The sequence below is a fragment of the Agromyces sp. Y558 genome (genome assembly GCF_059445415.1).
In genome coordinates, this window is record NZ_JCAIUH010000001.1 from 1,318,219 (window position 1) to 1,334,678 (window position 16,460).

At 69.2% G+C, this 16,460-nt stretch carries 13 protein-coding genes; all 13 read left to right on the forward strand.

The features are described from left to right. Positions 1-99: 99 nt before the first annotated feature. The 13 genes from AC1C2T_RS06160 (at position 100) to AC1C2T_RS06220 (ending at position 16,453) form a co-directional block, all read left to right on the forward strand. A complete protein-coding gene (locus AC1C2T_RS06160; RefSeq protein ID WP_495361149.1) occupies positions 100-723 on the forward strand; it encodes a response regulator transcription factor in 624 nt (207 codons plus the stop codon). Between the two features lie 120 nt (positions 724-843). Continuing rightward, a complete protein-coding gene (locus AC1C2T_RS06165) occupies positions 844-1,494 on the forward strand; it encodes a Pvc16 family protein (RefSeq protein WP_495384624.1) in 651 nt (216 codons plus the stop codon). A gap of 1 nt (position 1,495) precedes the next feature. Beyond that, complete coding sequence (locus tag AC1C2T_RS06170) at positions 1,496-3,547, forward strand: ATP-binding protein (RefSeq protein WP_495384625.1); 2,052 nt, start codon at positions 1,496-1,498, stop codon at positions 3,545-3,547. 105 nt (positions 3,548-3,652) lie between these two features. Continuing rightward, a complete protein-coding gene (locus tag AC1C2T_RS06175; protein ID WP_495384626.1) occupies positions 3,653-4,321 on the forward strand; it encodes an eCIS core domain-containing protein in 669 nt (222 codons plus the stop codon). 65 nt (positions 4,322-4,386) lie between these two features. After that, on the forward strand, positions 4,387-8,286 hold the full coding sequence (locus tag AC1C2T_RS06180; protein WP_495384627.1) for a phage tail protein: 3,900 nt from the start codon (positions 4,387-4,389) through the stop codon (positions 8,284-8,286). A 119-nt stretch (positions 8,287-8,405) separates the two neighbouring features. Continuing rightward, positions 8,406-9,968, forward strand: a complete 1,563-nt coding sequence (locus AC1C2T_RS06185) for a phage tail sheath family protein (RefSeq protein ID WP_495384628.1) — start codon at positions 8,406-8,408, stop codon at positions 9,966-9,968. 56 nt (positions 9,969-10,024) lie between these two features. Beyond that, the gene (locus AC1C2T_RS06190) at positions 10,025-10,471 is read left to right on the forward strand and encodes a phage tail protein (RefSeq protein WP_495351576.1); all 447 of its coding nucleotides are present in this window, start codon (positions 10,025-10,027) and stop codon (positions 10,469-10,471) included. Further along, positions 10,471-10,959, forward strand: coding sequence for a hypothetical protein (locus AC1C2T_RS06195; protein ID WP_495384629.1), 489 nt, complete (start codon positions 10,471-10,473; stop codon positions 10,957-10,959). The genes AC1C2T_RS06190 and AC1C2T_RS06195 overlap by 1 nt, the downstream gene beginning before the upstream one ends. Next, entirely contained in the window at positions 10,956-11,114 is a 159-nt protein-coding gene (locus AC1C2T_RS06200) for a DUF6760 family protein (RefSeq protein ID WP_495361143.1), read from the forward strand. The genes AC1C2T_RS06195 and AC1C2T_RS06200 overlap by 4 nt, the downstream gene beginning before the upstream one ends. A gap of 3 nt (positions 11,115-11,117) precedes the next feature. Next, positions 11,118-13,364, forward strand: a complete 2,247-nt coding sequence (locus AC1C2T_RS06205; RefSeq protein WP_495384630.1) for a hypothetical protein — start codon at positions 11,118-11,120, stop codon at positions 13,362-13,364. A 31-nt stretch (positions 13,365-13,395) separates the two neighbouring features. After that, on the forward strand, positions 13,396-13,839 hold the full coding sequence (locus AC1C2T_RS06210; RefSeq protein WP_495351571.1) for a phage tail protein: 444 nt from the start codon (positions 13,396-13,398) through the stop codon (positions 13,837-13,839). A gap of 9 nt (positions 13,840-13,848) precedes the next feature. After that, positions 13,849-14,613, forward strand: coding sequence for a CIS tube protein (locus AC1C2T_RS06215; protein WP_495361141.1), 765 nt, complete (start codon positions 13,849-13,851; stop codon positions 14,611-14,613). Further along, the gene (locus AC1C2T_RS06220) at positions 14,597-16,453 is read left to right on the forward strand and encodes a VgrG-related protein (protein ID WP_495384631.1); all 1,857 of its coding nucleotides are present in this window, start codon (positions 14,597-14,599) and stop codon (positions 16,451-16,453) included. Before AC1C2T_RS06215 ends, AC1C2T_RS06220 begins: the two co-directional genes overlap by 17 nt. Positions 16,454-16,460: the final 7 nt, after the last annotated feature.

Genomic DNA, 16,460 nt, shown 5'->3' on the forward strand with positions numbered 1-16,460 from the left:
GTTGAGAGTGCGTTGAGTGCGCGAAGAGCGTGCCCGGACAGACTCGGTTCGTTCCCCTTCGGCGGGGGCGATCACTCCGCCTCGAACCTGGAGGATCTCATGACCCGAACGACCGTGCGCGTGTACGCGCGCGACCCCATCTCCGAAGCCGGCGTCTCGAGTGCGCTGCGACCGCGCCCCGAGGTGCGCGTCGTCGGACCGAATGAGGACGAACCGCCCGACGTCGTGCTCGTCGTCGTCGACACCGTCGACGATGAGGCGCTGAACACACTCCGCTTCGTGCGCCGCAACGGTGAGGCGCGCGTCATCCTGATCGCGGCCCATCTCGACGATCAGGACCTCGTTCGTGCCGTGGAGAGCGGCGTGGTCGGCCTCGTCAGGCGATCGGATGCCACGACCGAGCGGCTGCTCGCGGTCATCTCCTCGGCCGCCGCCGGCGAGGGCACCGTTCCGCCCGACCTGCTCGGCCGCCTGCTCGACCAGGTCGGCCGACTGCAGCGCACCGTGCTCGATCCGCGGGGGATCACCTTCACGGGCCTCGCCTCGCGGGAGATCGAGGTGCTGAAGCTCGTCGCCGAGGGCTGGGACACCGCGCAGATCGCGGCGAGGCTCTCGTACTCCGAGCGCACTGTGAAGAATGTGCTCCACGACGTGACCACGCGTCTGCAGCTGCGGAACCGCTCGCACGCCGTGGCGTACGCGATGCGCGAAGGGCTCATCTGAGCGGCAGGGCTCCCACTGGCCGGGTATCGCGGGGGCGTGCCCGAGGAGGAACCCACGGCTGCCCCCACGGATGCCCGGAGCACGGGGTGCGGCGCCCCCGCGGCATTCCACACTGAACGCATGATCGGTGAGATCGACGACGCCATCCGCGCCCTCGTCAAGGCGTCCGACGGCATCGCCGCCGACATCGACATCGCCCTCGATGCCCCGACGAAGGACTGGGCCGCCAGACGCAACGCCCCGACGGTCGACCTCTTCCTCTACGACATCAGGGAGGACACGAAGCGACGCGAGTACGGCTTCACGGAGCAGCGCGACGACCGCGGTCTCGTCACGCATCGCACGCCGGCGCCGCGATACTTCAAGCTCTCCTATCTCGTGACTGCGTGGACGCAACGACCCGACGACGAGCATCGGCTGCTCGATGCCCTGCTGCGATGCTTCCTGCGGTTCGATGCGATCCCGGACACCTACGTGCTGACGACCATCGCCGAGACCGGGCTGCCCTGTTCACTCAGCGTCGCGCAGCCTCCGCCCGAGGACCGGGCGTTCGCCGATGTCTGGTCGTCGCTCGGCGGCGAGTTGAAACCATCGCTCGACCTGGTGATCACCGCCCCGGTCGCGCGGGGCCTGCAGTACTCCGCCGGGCCGCCCGTCACTGCGGGCGTCGAGGCGCAGTTCAGCGCCCCGGCCTTCGGCATCGACGAGAGCGCCGCGCACGCGGCATCCGCTCTTCCGCCGATGCCCGGTGGTGAATCGTCGGAGGGCTGAGATGATCGGCGACCCCAGCATCGCCCACCTGCTGGGACGGATCGGGGCGATCGAGGATCGCATCCGCCGGCTCGTGGCGGCTCGGCGCGCGGTCGACCCGCAGCCCGACGACCCGTTCAGGGGGCTCTACCTCAGCGACGAGATGATCGACCGGCTGCTGGCCGGTGTCCCCGGCATTCCGGCCTGGTCGGATGCCTCGGCTCGGCTTGCCGCGACGGAACAGAACGCCGACATGGCCGAGGCCGCCGGGCACCCGCTTCGCCTGCGCCGCCTGGCGCAAGCCTTCGGACTCAGCCAGATCGACGTGGACCTGCTCGTGATCGCCCTCGCGGCCGATCTCGACCAGCGGTTCGAGCGGTTCTTCGGATACCTCAACGACGATGTGGGTCGACGCCGCCCATCGGTCGGCGTGGCCCTCGAGCTCTGCGGAGTGCCGTTGACGTCGGCGGAGGACCGGGCACGGCTCATCTCGGGGCCGCTCGTGTCCGGCGGGCTCGTGATCGTCGAGGACGAGGACCGCCCGCTGCCCGGGCGTGCGGTGCGCGTGCCCGACCGCGTCGTCGGGCATCTGCTGGGCGACGACACCGCCGACCGCTCGCTGGAGGGGGTGCTGCGCGAACCGTCGTCCGTCGACTGGGGCGACATGAGCCGCGTGACGCAGGCGTTCGTCGCAGGGATCCGCCTCGTCTACCTGCGGGAATCGGCTACCGGTTCGGGTGAGGCCGTGGCGGTTCGCGGCATCCGTTCCCGGGGGCTCGGCGTCGTGCAACTCGACCTGGCACGGTTGGGCGGCGACCACGACGCGATCGCGCTCGCGCGACTGGCCACCCGTGAGGCCCGTTTGCGCGACGTCGGCCTCATCGCGACGCCCGTGACGGCTGACATCTCGGCGGCTCTCGTCGAGGCCCTCGCCGACTCGCCGCAGCCGACCGTCTTCATCGGCGACTCGACCTGGGATCCTGCGTGGTGCCGCGAGCTGCCGGCAATGGCAGATGTCGAACCGACCACGACCGAGGAGCGCTCGCAACTCTGGCGCACGTCACTCGGGCCCGCAGCCGACGGGCTCGACGTTGCCGAGGCGACCGGCCCGTTCCGGTTGGGGCCGGAGCAGGTGCAGCGCGCCGCCGCCACCGCGCGCACGCAGGCGACGCTCTCACCGACCGGCGTGATCACGGCCGAGCATCTTGCGGCGGGCGCTCGCGCCGAGAATGCTTCAGCACTCGACCGGCTCGCCCGCCGTGTGGCGCCGTGCGTGGGGTGGGAGGACCTCGTGCTGCCCAACGGGCCGTTGACCGCGCTGCGGGAGATCGAGCTGCGGGCCCGGCATCGCGAGCAGGTGCTCGGCGACTGGGGCATGCGCCCAGGCGGCGGCCGCGGGCACGGGGTCGTCGCCCTGTTCGCGGGCGACTCGGGCACAGGCAAGACGATGTCGGCCGAGGTCGTGGCGGGAGGCCTCGGGCTGGACCTGTACGTCGTCGACCTCTCGACCGTCGTCGACAAGTACATCGGTGAGACCGAGAAGAACCTCGAGCGCATCTTCCGGGCGGCTGCGGGCACGAACGCGGTGCTGCTCTTCGACGAGGCAGACGCCGTGTTCGGCAAGCGCAGCGACGTGAAGGACTCGCACGATCGCTACGCCAACGTCGAGAGCGCCTACCTGCTGCAGCGCATGGAGACCTTCGACGGCCTCGCGGTGCTCGCCACGAACCTGCGCGCGAACATCGATGAGGCGTTCACCCGTCGGCTCGACGTCATCGTCGACTTTCCGATGCCGGATGCCTCGCAGCGCACGCGCCTCTGGGATCGCAGCCTCGGCCGCCACCTCCGTCGGGCCGACGACATCGACCTCGCGTTTCTCGGGCAGTCGTTCGAGCTCGCGGGCGGCGGTATCCGCTCGGCTGCCGTGACCGCGGCGTATCTGGCCGCCGCCGACCGCGGAACCGTGCTCATGAAGCACTGCGTGATCGCGGTGCACCGCGAGTACCGCAAGCTCGGCCGGCTCGTCGTGGAGAGCGAATTCGGCGCGTTCTGGCCGGAGGTGGTGGGGCGATGACCCCGAGTGCCCGGATGCGCAGGAGTGCTTGCCCGAGTGGGCAGATCCACGACGGCCGGGCTGCGCGCGCGGTGGAATGGAGTCGGTCGATCATGGAGGTGCACCATGCACGCACATGAGATGGACGGCATCGACGTCGAGGTCGGGCGGCGTGGAGCGGAAGCCGCGCGAGAGCCGGGTACGGCGATGCCCGGGCTCCCCGAGCGGCGGCCCGATGTACTGAGCAGCGCCATCATGCTGCGGCTGCAACGGGAGGCGGGGAACGCCGCGGTGAGCGATCTCGTCGAGGAGCAGCGTTCGCCTGTGCATGACGTCATCTCGTCCGGTGGCACCTCGCTCGAACCGGCGGTGCGCACCGACATGGAGTCCCGCCTTGGCCACGACTTCGGCGACGTCAGGGTGCACACGGATGCCCCGGCGCACGCCTCGGCGACGTCGGTCGGTGCGCACGCGTTCACCACCGGCAATCACGTCGTCTTCCAGCGAGACGCCTATGATCCCTCGTCGAACGCCGGGCGGACCACCCTCGCTCATGAGTTGACTCACGTCGTGCAGCAGCGTTCCGGGCCGGTGGCGGGGACGCCGACCGGCGGCGGGGTGAGCGTGAGCGATCCGGGGGATCGCTTCGAGCAGGCTGCCGCCGAGAACGCCACGCGCGTGATGAGCGAACCGGCGCCCGTGCAACGGCAGGAGGAGCCAGAAGAGGACGAATCCGTGCAGGGCACGTTCGTGCAGCGGGACGAGGACTCCGAGGAGGAGGAAGCGGCCGGCTGAGCCGCGTGCGCGGCCATGGCGCAGTACCTGGGCGGACGAAACCGGGCGGGGAAGGACGGGCAACGATGACCATCGCGCCGCCGTCGAACGCCGATCTCGTCCGAGCCGACCGCCGCTCGGTCGGTCAGTCCCATGGTGCGATGACCGACGCGCTCGCCGCCGGACGGCGACGTGCCAGCGGCACCACCGGGGGGACGTCTCCGCGTGGCGGGCTGCTCCTCGCGCTGCAGCGCGACGCCGGGAACTCGGCCGTCAGTGCCCTTCTCGCCGCCAGGCTCCGGTGGCCGGGAGACGCGGCGATCGCCGAGATCGACGGTGCCCTTGTCGAGTTGCGGCGCGACGAGCCGGATGTCGGACGGGTCGAACTCGGGCTCAAGCAGGCCAAGGCGGCTGGGATAGCCGTCGACCTCGAAGGCATGAGGCCACCCGCATCGGCCCTTGCGGTCACGCTGACCGGGTTCGGCCCGAGCGCTGTCGCGGCGAAGAAGCCGGTGCCACCACCCAAGCCCGTCCCGGCGGTCTCGCCGCTGGGCAAGGCCGCGGCCGCGAAGCCGAAGGTCGCCGGGGCGGCACAACCCGGTGCCGTGCACCTTCCGGCGCCGCTCGCTGCCGCTTCCGCGGTGGCACCCGCTCCGACTCGGCTCACCCCCGACAAGCTGCTTCGGCCGCCCGTGCCGCCGCCAGGGGTGAAGCCGGCGCAGGATGCAGCGTTCGGTCAGGTGAAGGGGAACGTGAAGGGGTTCGCTGCGGCGAAGCGGGCGCACCCTCCGGCCGCGCTGAAGGCGAAGGAGGCGCAGGACGCCGCCGTCGCCCCGAGCGACGACCTCGCCGGGCAGGCGAAGGCTGCCAAGGCCGACACGATGGATGCGCAGCAATCCGGCAGCTTCGACAAGAAGGCGTTCATCGCGGCCGTGAAGACGGCTATCGAGGCGAAGTCGCCGAAGACTTTGAAGGAGGCCGACGACTACGCCGAGTCCGGCAAGGCCGGCGAGGTCAAGGGCGAGGTGAAGGGGCTCGTCGGCCAGGGAAAGGAAGGCTCGGCGCACGATATCGAAGCGGCGACCGAAGCGCCGCCCGACACGTCGAAGGCCGTCGCGAAGCCGGTCACGCCAATGGCGGCGGAGAGCCCGGGGCAGGCTCCGCCGATTCCAGCATCGGGTGCGGTGCCGAAGCCGGTTCCGCCCGAACAGGTCAACCTCGAAGCCGGCAAGCGCGAAGCCGACCTGGAGATGACCGATGCGAACGTCACTGATGAGCAACTCGCGAGGTCCGGCGAGCCGGATTTCCAGGGCGCGCTCGCCGCGAAGAAGACCGCGGCCGCGCACGCCGACACCGCCCCGGCGGAGTATCGCGCACAGGAACAGGCGACCATCGCCCAGGGCAAGGCACAGGCGGGCGCCGCAACCGCCGCCGGAGTGCAGGGTATGCAGGCGACGAAGGGCACGGCGCTCGCCAGACTCGTCGCTGACAAGGGCAAGACGAAGTCCAAGGACGAGCAGAAGCGCGCTGAGGCCACCACGAAGATCCAGAGCATCTTCACCGCCACCGAAACGGACGTGAAGAAGGTGCTCGACGGCATCGACCCGAAGGTCGAGACCGAGTTCGAGCAGGGCGAGGCGAAGGCGAAGGCGTCGTTCGAGTCGTACGTCGCGGCGAAGATGTCGGCGTACAAGAAGGATCGGTACGGCGGATGGCTCGGCGGCCTGCGGTGGGCCAAGGACAAGCTCTTCGGCATGCCCGACAAGGTCAACGAGTTCTACGAGGCAGGCCGGGAGCTCTACCTCAAGCAGATGGACGGCGTGATCTCGCGGGTTGCGGACATCGTCGGAGGCGATCTCACGGCGGCCAAGCAGCGGATCGCCAAGGGTCGGGCCGAGATCGCGACCTACGTGAAGTCGCTCCCACAAGACCTGCAGAAGGTCGGGTCGGAGGCGGCCACCGAGATCGGCGACCGGTTCGAGCAGCTCGAGAGCGAGGTCAAGGACAAGGAGAACGCGGTCGTCGAGACCCTCGCGTCGAAGTACGTCGAGGCGCGCAAGGGCCTCGATGAGCGGATCGAGGCGCTCCAAGCCGAGAACAAGGGCCTCGTCGACAAAGCGATCGGCGCGATCAAGGCAGTCATCAACACCATCCGCGAGCTCGCGTCGATGCTCGCGAACGTGCTCGCCCGCGCGGCATCCGTCATCGGCGACGTCATCGGCGACCCGGTCGGGTTCCTCGGCAACCTCATCAGCGGCATCAAGGGCGGCATCGACAAGTTCTTCGCCAACATCACCACCCACCTCAAGAAGGGCCTCATGGGTTGGCTCTTCGGTCAGCTCGGCGACACCGGCATCGAGATCCCCGACACCTTCGATCTCAAGGGCATCGTGCAGCTGCTGGGATCGGTATTCGGCCTCACGTGGGCGAACATCCGCAACCGGATCGTCCTGCAGATCGGCGACAAGGCGATGGCGGCGGTCGAGAGCGGCGTCGAGGTCTTCCAGGTGATGCGGACCCAGGGCATCGCCGGGTTGTGGGAGAAGCTGGTCGAGAAGGTCGGCGACCTCAAGGCGATGATCCTCGACCAGCTCGAGGACTTCGTGATCACGAAGATCATCACCGCGGGCATCACCTGGCTGATCAGCCTGCTGAACCCCGCCGCCGCGTTCATCAAGGCGTGCAAGCTCATCTACGACGTCGTCATGTTCTTCGTCAACAACGCGGCTCGGATCGTGCAGTTCGTCAACACCGTCATCGACGGGGTCGTCGACATCGCCAAGGGCAACGTGGCGACGGTCGTCAACAAGATCGAGGACGCGCTCGGCCAGATGGTGCCGATCCTCATCGGCTTCATCGCGAGCGTGCTCGGCATCGGCGGCATCGGCGAGAAGATCCGCTCGATCATGCAAGCCATCCAGCGGCCGGTCAACAAGGCCCTCGACGTCATCATCAAGACCGGCCTGAAGCTCGCCGGCCCGATCATCCGCGGCGTCAAGGGCATCAGCACCAAGGTGAAGGCGAAGGTCGCGGCGGGCAAAGCCTGGGTGAAGGGCAAGGCCGAGGCCGGCAAGGCGTGGGTGAAGGGCAAGGTCGCCGGAACGGGCAAGGTGAAGGGGACGACACCTGAACGGAAACTCCCTCCTGCCGACGTCAAGCGTCGGGCGGCGGCAATGCTCCAAGGCCGGTCGTTCGCCAGTGAGAAGGAGGCTCACGCTGCTTTACTCTCGGCGTGGACGACCCTGCACCCCCTCGGCTTGAAGGGGTTGCGGCTCGATCCAGGAACCGCTGCACGCCATCCCGCGGTGTATGCAAGCGCCAGCGTCGCTGAGCGCATCGAGTTGGCGAGTTCCGCGTCGGAAGTGCTCGCCCTTGCGCTCAAGTTGCGCATGTTGACAGGCACGACCGCCGCGTTCGTCACCTACGGCAACGGCATCCGCTTCGGGCCGGCAGGTGGTTTCACCGGTCGAGGGCGTGGTCATGCCGAACTGCATATCGAGAAGAGAGCTCCCGCACTGATCAAACGGATCGAACGGGAGCGTCGCCGCGGACTGCTGCCCGTTACCGGGCCGGTCCCGATCGTGATCGACATGAACCGGCTTCCGTGCGACCACTGCGTGAAGCGGATGAAAGACTCCTTCGACGTCTCCGTGAAAGAGCGGAAGGTGTCCGTCACGATCAATGCCGCCTCCGTCTGGCGTCAGGCAACTGGTGGTATCGACCTGACAAGCGACAAGAAACTGAGTGAGCTGCGTGAACACATCACCGTGCAGCCGCTTCACGTCTGGCCACTCATCGAACGCCGCCTGCGCGAGTTCGGTGAACCCGAAGTGCAGGTCGGTAACCGCGTGTACTCAATCAACGAGTGGTTGAACGTGAACGCCGGAACACACGGCGTCGGCGCGTTCGACGTCGAAGAGAAGCTCGAGCGGGTCAACCGAACCGCGCTCCGCGAAGAGAGCCTTGGGAACGGCGCTCGGACGTAGCCGGGCCGTGATGCCCGATCGCGCAACCACCGCTACCCACGCGCACGCACCGAAAGACTGCACCGCGGGGCATCCACTCGCCGACGCTGGAGAGACGCAATCCAGCGAAGGAGTTCGGGATGCCCACCTACCTTTCACCCGGTGTGTACGTGCAGGAGATCGACGCGGGGACGCGGCCGATCGAGGGCGTCGGCACCGCGGTCGCCGCATTCATCGGCATCGCGCCGAAGGGGCCTGAGAACTCGCCGACCCTCGTGTCGAACTGGACCCAGTTCGTCGACACGTTCGGCGGCCTGTACGAGGGCGCCTACCTGGCCTACGCGGTCTACGGCTACTTCTTGAACGGCGGCGGCAACTGCTACGTCGTGCGTATCGGCACGGCGCCGGCCAGCGGGAAGAGCAGCGGCAAGCGCGAGCCCAAGCAACTCGCTGGCGGCCCGCAGACCGCGCAGATCGGCAACTACGCGTTCACGGCGAAGAACGCCTCGCCGAACGCGAAGCCGATCAAGGTCGAGATCGCCGACCCTGAGGGAGAAGCGCCCGAGGAGGGAACGTTCAAGGTCACCGTGACCGTCGAGGGACGCTCGCCGGAGGTCTACGAGAACGTCTCGGCGAAGCCCGGCAGCCCCGAGTACGTCGTGACGAAGCTCGCCGAATCGAAGCTCGTCACGATCGAAGAGGTCGACCCGGCATCCGCTGGACTGAAGCCGCGGACCGGCACGTTCGACCTCGTCGTGCCCGAGCCCGAAGAGCAGCCCATCGTGCTCGACGACATCGGCGCGGCGAATTACATCGGCGATTCCGCCGACCGCACGGGCTTCAGCGGCCTCGAAGAGGTCGAGGAAGTGACGATGGTCGCGGTGCCCGACCTCATGGCCGCATACGAGCAGGGCGCCGTCGACATCGAGACGGTGAAGGCCGTGCAGCTGGCCGTCATCGCTCACTGCGAGCTCATGGGCGACCGAATGGCGGTGCTCGACCCGCCGCCGCAGCTGTCCGCGCAGGACGCGGCGAAGTGGCGGCGGCTGGATGCCGGCTACGACTCCAAGTTCGCGGCGCTCTACTACCCGTGGATCAAGGTGCTCGACCCGGTGTCGGGAACCAACCGCTTCATCCCGCCGTCGGGACACATCGCCGGCGTGTGGGCGCGCAACGACAACGAGCGCGGGGTGCACAAGGCGCCGGCCAACGAAGTGATCCGCGGTGCGGTCGAACTGCAGACGCAGCTGACCCGAGCGGAGCAGGAGACCCTCAACCCGATCGGCGTGAACGCCATCCGCAGCTTCCCGGGGCGAGGCGTGCGCGTCTGGGGTGCTCGCACCCTCTCGAGCGATCCGGCGTGGCGGTACATCAACATCCGCCGGCTCTTCAACTACCTCGAGAAGTCGATCCTGAACGCGACCCAGTTCGCGGTCTTCGAGCCGAACGACCCGGCCCTGTGGGGCAAGCTCAGCCGCTCGATCTCGAGCTTCCTCATCGGCGAATGGCGCAAGGGCGCGCTCTTCGGGCGCAGCGCAGACGAGGCCTTCTACGTGAAGTGCGACGACGAGACCAATCCGGCCGACGTCATCGACGCGGGCCAGGTCATCTGCCAGATCGGCGTTGCACCCGTGAAGCCCGCGGAGTTCGTGGTGTTCCAGCTCTCGCAGTTCTCGGGCGGCACGAGCCTCGTCACCGAATGACCGACCACGACCGACCACGACCGACCACCGACCATCGCAAACACTAGGAGCATGACATGGCACTCGCAGATGCCTTCGATTCCTCACCTGCCTACGCCTTCAAGGTCACGATCGACGGAATCGAGATTCCGAAGGTGACCGAGGTCTCGGGGCTGAAGAACGAGGTCGACAAGATCGAACTCAAACAGCAGCTGGCCGACGGAAAGTACGTCGCGCGGCAGCTCATCGGCCGGGCGAAGACGGGTGAGTTCACCGTGACGCGCGGCCTCACCGAATCCAAGACGATCTCCGACTGGCTCAAGGTCGTCATGAAGGGCGACGTGGCCGGGGCGCGCAAGAACGCGTCGGTCGAGTTGCTCGACTATGAGGGCAGCTCGCTCAAGAAGTACGAGTTCCGCAACTGCTGGGTGCGCGTCGTCGAGGTCAACTCGCTGAAGGCGGGCGCGACCGAGCAGGCGACCGAGAAGTTCACGGTCTGCTTCGACGAGTCCGAGGTGACCTGATGCAGCGCGTGCTCTCGACGCGAGCGGGCGCGTCGGCCGCGTCGGCCGTACCCGGTGCGGATGCGGCATCCGATGGGGCCGATGCGGGCTTGGGGACGACTGCCTTCGACGACGGGGCCATGCGCACCGAGTTCGCGTTCGAGCTTCCGCGCGGCTACGTCACCGCCGACGGCACCGTGCATCGTCGAGGCGTCATGCGGCTGGCGACGGCCCGCGACGAACTGCTGCCGCTCTACGACGCACGCGTGCAGGAGAACCCCGCCTTCACGACGGTCGTGCTGCTCGGTCGGGTGATCACCTCGCTCGGAACGCTCGGCACGGTCGACGGCTCGGTCATCGAGAACATGTTCGCGTCCGACGTCGCGTTTCTGCAGGACTTCTACCGTCGCATCAACGCCGAGGGCCACACGCGCATCGCGGTGACGTGTCCCGAGTGCTCGCACCGGTTCACCGCAGATCTCGCAGGCGGACGCCTGGGGGAATCATGACGTACTCGGCCGACCGCATCCATGAGGAGGTCGCGTACGTCGCCTATCACTTCCACTGGTCGCTCGACGACATCCTCGACATGGAGCACGCGGCGCGGCTGCGCTACGTGCACGAGATCGCGGCGATCAACACGCGGCTCCGCGAAGGCGGTTGAGGCGTGCGATGGCCGTGGCAGCGATCCGAGGAGCGGACGACGGATGCCGCGCCTCGCGTCATCGCGCCGTCGAGCGCTGATCATTCCGTCCCGCCGGCGGGCTGGGCGTTCCTGCCCCCGCTGCAACGGCAGGTCTCGGATGCCGCGCCGGCCACCCTGCGGCCGGCGTTCGTCGCGTCGCTGCCGACGCGGGTCGTGCCGGCGTCGCTCGGAACGATGGGCCACCTCGTCGATGCCGCCGCGCCGTCGGGCATGTTCGGCGTCGATGACGGAGCGCTCGGAGCGCCCGTGCAGCGTGCGGTCGCGTCGGAGCTGAGCCTCCGGCAGTTGCCGCAGCGGTCGCCTGGTCGAGCGTCGACGCCATCGGCGCGTCAGGTGCAGGCCGTGACGGATGCCGCGGGGCTCGAGCCGCCGGTTCAGCGGATGGATGCCGAGGAAGGGCCGCCGCTCGTTCAACCGGGGGAGGACCACGCCGGGCCGCCCGAATCCTCGCCGGAGTCCCGGTCGGCTCTGGACGGTGCTCGTGATGGGGCCGACGGTGACAGCGTGCCCGACACGTCCCGAGCCACGCCCGACCCGGACCCGGTCGAACGGCCCGAGCCCGCCTCGGCAGGACTCATCGGCGACCCCGCCGGGAGCAGCGTCACGGTGTCCCGATTCACCGAGGCGGCGGCGGATGCACCTGCGGCCGCGCCCTCGACGCAGGCTCGGCCGGGGCTGGGCGCACCGCTCGCGTCGCCCTCGGTGCAGCGCGCGTCAACTGGCGCGGTGGCCGATCTCACCGAACCGGCGACTGGCGGCCTCTCGTCCGATGCGGAGCTGACGATGCCCGAATCCGGGATCGCCGCCCCCGCCGCGACTGAGCCGGCCGGGGCCGCGCCGGCTCAGGCTGCGCCCACCGAGAGCGTGACGGCGGAGCTCGTCGGCAACGTGGGCGGCGACCGCAGCAACGGGCCTTTGGTTTCCAGACTGCCCGCCGCAGACTCGTCATCGTCAGGTCCGCCTCGTGCCCGTCCGACCCTGCAGCGCGCCGCCATGAACGCGATCTCCGAAGCGCCGCGGAACTCGGCCGCAACCCCCGGCGCATCGCCGCCTGCCGTCTCAGCCCAGCGCCAGGTCGGACTCGGCGCACCGCTCGCGGCGCCGCCGGCACAGGGTGTCGCCGCGGGCGGCGAGCCAGTTCCGGCTGGGCCGCTCGGCCGGACTCCAGCGCCGTCGCAGACACCTCGTGCTGCGGACACGGCAATGCCGATTGCGCAGCGCGTCTCATCCGAGGTAGCGCCGGCGATCCAACGCGAGGTGCGCGGAATCGTGCCGCCATCCGACGACGAGACCTCGCCTGACGACCCCAGCCCAGACGACGGAACAACGTCCGTCTCGCGCGCAGTCGATGTGCCCGGCGCAGTCGACGTGCCCGGCGCAGTCGATGTGCCCGGCCCAGTCGACGTGCCCCGGGCGCCTGACGTGCCTGGCGCAGTTGCCGCGCTCGTCGCCAGGTCCCCCGCATTCCCGCTGCGCTCGGTTCCCCTCGTCGCGGCGCGGGCGATCGAGCCGGCGATCGCGACTCCAGCCCTCGGCCCCCCGGCCGTTCAGCGCACGAGCGGCGGAGTCGTCGTCGCACGGGCGATTGCTCCGGAGGCACCGTTCGCGCAGACCCCGTTCCACTCGATCTCGGGGCGGGAGTCCGCCGGCTCCGTGCGTGACCACGCGGACCGTGGAGGGATGAGCGACGCGCCCTGGAATTCCGTCCTTACCGCCGCGGCATCCGTGTCGAGGCTCTCGACGCCGACGGCGTCTGGCACGACGACGGCTCGCCCCGTACCGCAACCGGTCGCCGCGGCAGTGCAGCGTGCTTTCGGCCTCCCGACCTCGATTCCGCGGGCGCCGGACCTCTCGTCACTGGCGCCGTCGGTGCCGCGCGTGCCCGACCTCCCGTCGATGCCTGACCTCCCGTCGGCAGACGAGCTCCGTTCGCGCGCCGCCGACGCGGTGCCCGGGGCGGCCGACGCGCTTCGCTCCACCTCCGACACACTGACGCAGGCCGGTCGGGCGCTGTCGACCGCGGCACCCGCAGCGGCAGCCGCCGCGACCGCCGCGACCGCCGCCTCCGCCGCGACCGCCGCCACCGCGTCCGGTCCCGAGAACGTGGAGCAACTCGTGCGCAAGCTGTACGGCCCGCTCGTGCGCCGGATCAAGGCCGAACTGCTGCTCGACCGCGAGCGCCGCGGCATCCGCATCGATGGAATCTGAACGAGACGGAATCTGAACGAAGGGGATGACGATGCTGACCGACACCGAGATCGCCGTCGGCGTGCACTACCTCGTGCACCTCGACGAGGAGGACCTCGGCGACTTCGCGAGCTGCGAGGGGCTCGGAGTCGAGGTCGTGCTCGAGTCGCGTGAAGAGGGCGGCAACAACGGGTTCATCTGGCAGTTCCCGACCCGGCTCAAGTATCCGAACATCAAGCTCACCCGCCCGGTGAGTAAGCAGTCCGCCGACAAGATCGTGAACTGGGTCGTCGCCGCCGTCTCGGGCTTCTCGCGCGGCACCGGCCACATCGAGGCGAAGACCGCCGATGGCCAGACCGTCGCGACCTACGACCTCCACGACGTCATCCCCGTTCGCTGGACGGGGCCGTCGCTGAACGCCGACCAGCCGAAGGTGCTCATGGAGACGCTCGAGATCGCCCACAACGGCTTCGTGAACACCGGCTCGAAATACTGAGGACCCGCGATGCCCGTCACCTCCACCGCCTCCGACACGAAGAGCCTCGTGCACGCCGCCATCGACGTGCACGAGCCCGGCCAGACGCCGGGCAAGGTCGGCGCCCTCCTCGCCACGATCGACTTCCAGCTGAATCCGAAAGAGGTGACCATCGCGAAGTCGGCGAAGTGGGAGAGCAAGAACCAGAAGAAGGCGGCGTCGGCCCCACCCGCGACCTACCAGGGTCCGGAGCCCCAGAAGATGAGCGTCGAGATGTACTTCGACGAGACGCGCTCGCGCGACGGAAGCGTCGTGAAGAACGTCGAGGCGCTCTTCCAGGCGTGCACCCCGACGAGCGCCTCGAAGGACGGGGACACGCCGTCGGCGCCGTGGGTGAAGTTCAAGTGGGGGGTGCTCACCGGATTCGTCGGCTACATCAAGAGCGTCTCGGCGAAGTACACGCTCTTCTCACCCGACGGCAAGCCGCTCCGGGCGGTCTGCACCGTGGCCCTCGAGGAGCTCGCGAACGAACCGAAGAAGCAGAATCCCACGTCGGGGGGCCTGCAGCCACGTCACGCGCACACCCTCCGCGAAGGCGACTCGCTCGCGGGCATCGCCTACCGCGAGTACGGCAACCCGGCGCACTGGCGTGCCCTCGCCGAGGTCAACGGCATCGACGATCCGTTGCGACTGCGCCCGGGACACATCGTGCTCATCCCCGCCCTCGAGGAACTCTCCCGCGCCGACGGCCGCGAGATCGCCCGGAAGGAGGTCGCCCGTGCCCGCCTCCACTGAGACCTACACGAGCCTCCTCCTCGTCTCTGTCGGGGGCACGGCGCTGCCGCCCGCCGTCGCAAGCCTGCTCGAACGCAGCAGGGTCACGGATGCCGCGAACCTCCCCGATTCGTTCGAACTCGAGTTCGTCGACTCCGCCGGGATCGTGCTCGAGCAGGGCGGGTTCGCCATCGGGGCATCCGTCACCCTCGCCGTCTCGCAGAACGGCGGCGATGGACCGCAGAAGCTGCTCGACGCGGAAGTCACCGCACTCGACCGCGAAGACGTCGGCGGGGAGCTGCGCACCCGGGTGCGCGGCCTCGATACCTCGCATCGCCTCTTCCGCGGCCGTCGGGTCGCGGCCTACGTCGACATGTCGACCGCCGACATCGTGGCGAAGGTCGCGCAGCGGGCCGGCGTCAAGGTCGGCACCGTCACCGGTCCGGCCACGATCATGGCCCACACGACGCAGGACAACGTCAGTGACTGGGTGTTCCTCAAGCGACTGGCGGATGCCGCGGGGTGCGTGTTCTCCGTCGTCGACCGACAACTGCAGTTCGGCCCGCCGACGAGCGCGTCGACGGCGGATTCGGGCTCAGCATCGGCGAACGACGACCCGATCGTGGTCGAGCACGGCCGCAACACGACGTACCTGCACGCCACGATCACGAGCGCCGAGCAGGTCTCCGAGGTCGAGGTGCGAGGGTGGGATGTCGCCGCGAAGGAGAAAGTGGTGTCCACCGCGCCCGCGAAGACGTTGACGACGGAGTTGCCGACGCTGGATCCCGCGAAGGTCGCGAAGGTGTTCTCGAGCCCCCGCTACGTGAGCGGCGCCGGCGCGGGCGCGCAGCAGCCGCAGGACAAGCTCGCCGAGGCGATCGCCTCGCGCATCGCCGGCGGGTTCGCCGAGGTCGAGGCGCAGATCCTCGGCAATCCGCGCATCCGCTCGGGGATCGCTGTGCGGCTGCGGGGATTCGGTGCGCCGTTCGACGGCCGCTACACGGTCACCGAGTCGAGGCACGAGTTCAGCTCCGAGCAGGGGTACACGACGACGCTCACCGTCTGCGACGCCTCGGATCGGTCGCTGCTCGGGGTCGGATCCCGACCGGAGCACGCCGTGACCGGCTTCGGGATGCCCGGGGTCGTCAGTGCACTCGTGAGCGAGATCTCCGGCGCCGGCGCAGCGGGGGAGGACGGCCGCGTCCGGCTGACGTTCCCGTCCCTCTCCGACGACTACGTGAGCGGCTGGGCGCGCCTCGCGCAGCCGGGTGCCGGCGCCGACCGAGGCGCCGTCGTGCTGCCCGAGGTCGGCGACGAGGTGCTCGTCGCGTTCGAGTCGGCACGATTCGATCGCCCGGTCGTGCTCGGAGGGCTCTACAACGGCAAGGACCTGCCCCAGGGGGGCTGGGCGTCGTTCGTCGAGTCGGGCAGCGTCGTGCGTCGCAGCTTCACCTCGCGCGCGGGGATGGTCGTCGAGTTCGTCGAACGCCAGGGGGAGGAGCTGCTGCGCATCTCCACGAACGAGGGTGCGCAGCACGTCACCCTCACGCAGACCTCCGAGAAGGGCATCCAGATCGTGTCGGAGGGGTCCGTCTCGGTCGTCGCCAAGCGCGACGCGACGGTCACCGTCGAGGGCGATGCAACGGTGACCGCGAGCCAGGGCGCCATCTCCCTCGCGGCCAGGAAGATCGCACTCGACGCGTCGTCGGAGCTCGCGATCTCGGCTCCGAAGGTGAAGGTCGACGGCGCAGCATCGCTCGACCTCTCTGGTGCAGTGGTCGCGGTGAAGGCGTCGGGCACGGCCGAGCTCTCGGCGTCGGGCGTGACCGTCGTCAAGGGCAGCGTCGTCAAGATCAACTGACCGGAGG

Bases quoted from the DNA above. Each gene is read 5' to 3' on its own strand.
- AC1C2T_RS06185 (WP_495384628.1), top strand. From the start codon at position 8,406: ATGCCCACCTACCTTTCACCCGGTGTGTACGTGCAGGAGATCGACGCG.
- AC1C2T_RS06175 (WP_495384626.1), top strand. From the start codon at position 3,653: ATGCACGCACATGAGATGGACGGCATCGACGTCGAGGTCGGGCGGCGT.
- AC1C2T_RS06215 (WP_495361141.1), top strand. From the start codon at position 13,849: ATGCCCGTCACCTCCACCGCCTCCGACACGAAGAGCCTCGTGCACGCC.
- AC1C2T_RS06180 (WP_495384627.1), top strand. From the start codon at position 4,387: ATGACCATCGCGCCGCCGTCGAACGCCGATCTCGTCCGAGCCGACCGC.
- AC1C2T_RS06160 (WP_495361149.1), top strand. From the start codon at position 100: ATGACCCGAACGACCGTGCGCGTGTACGCGCGCGACCCCATCTCCGAA.
- AC1C2T_RS06170 (WP_495384625.1), top strand. From the start codon at position 1,496: ATGATCGGCGACCCCAGCATCGCCCACCTGCTGGGACGGATCGGGGCG.
- AC1C2T_RS06165 (WP_495384624.1), top strand. From the start codon at position 844: ATGATCGGTGAGATCGACGACGCCATCCGCGCCCTCGTCAAGGCGTCC.
- AC1C2T_RS06190 (WP_495351576.1), top strand. From the start codon at position 10,025: ATGGCACTCGCAGATGCCTTCGATTCCTCACCTGCCTACGCCTTCAAG.
- AC1C2T_RS06200 (WP_495361143.1), top strand. From the start codon at position 10,956: ATGACGTACTCGGCCGACCGCATCCATGAGGAGGTCGCGTACGTCGCC.
- AC1C2T_RS06195 (WP_495384629.1), top strand. From the start codon at position 10,471: ATGCAGCGCGTGCTCTCGACGCGAGCGGGCGCGTCGGCCGCGTCGGCC.
- AC1C2T_RS06210 (WP_495351571.1), top strand. From the start codon at position 13,396: ATGCTGACCGACACCGAGATCGCCGTCGGCGTGCACTACCTCGTGCAC.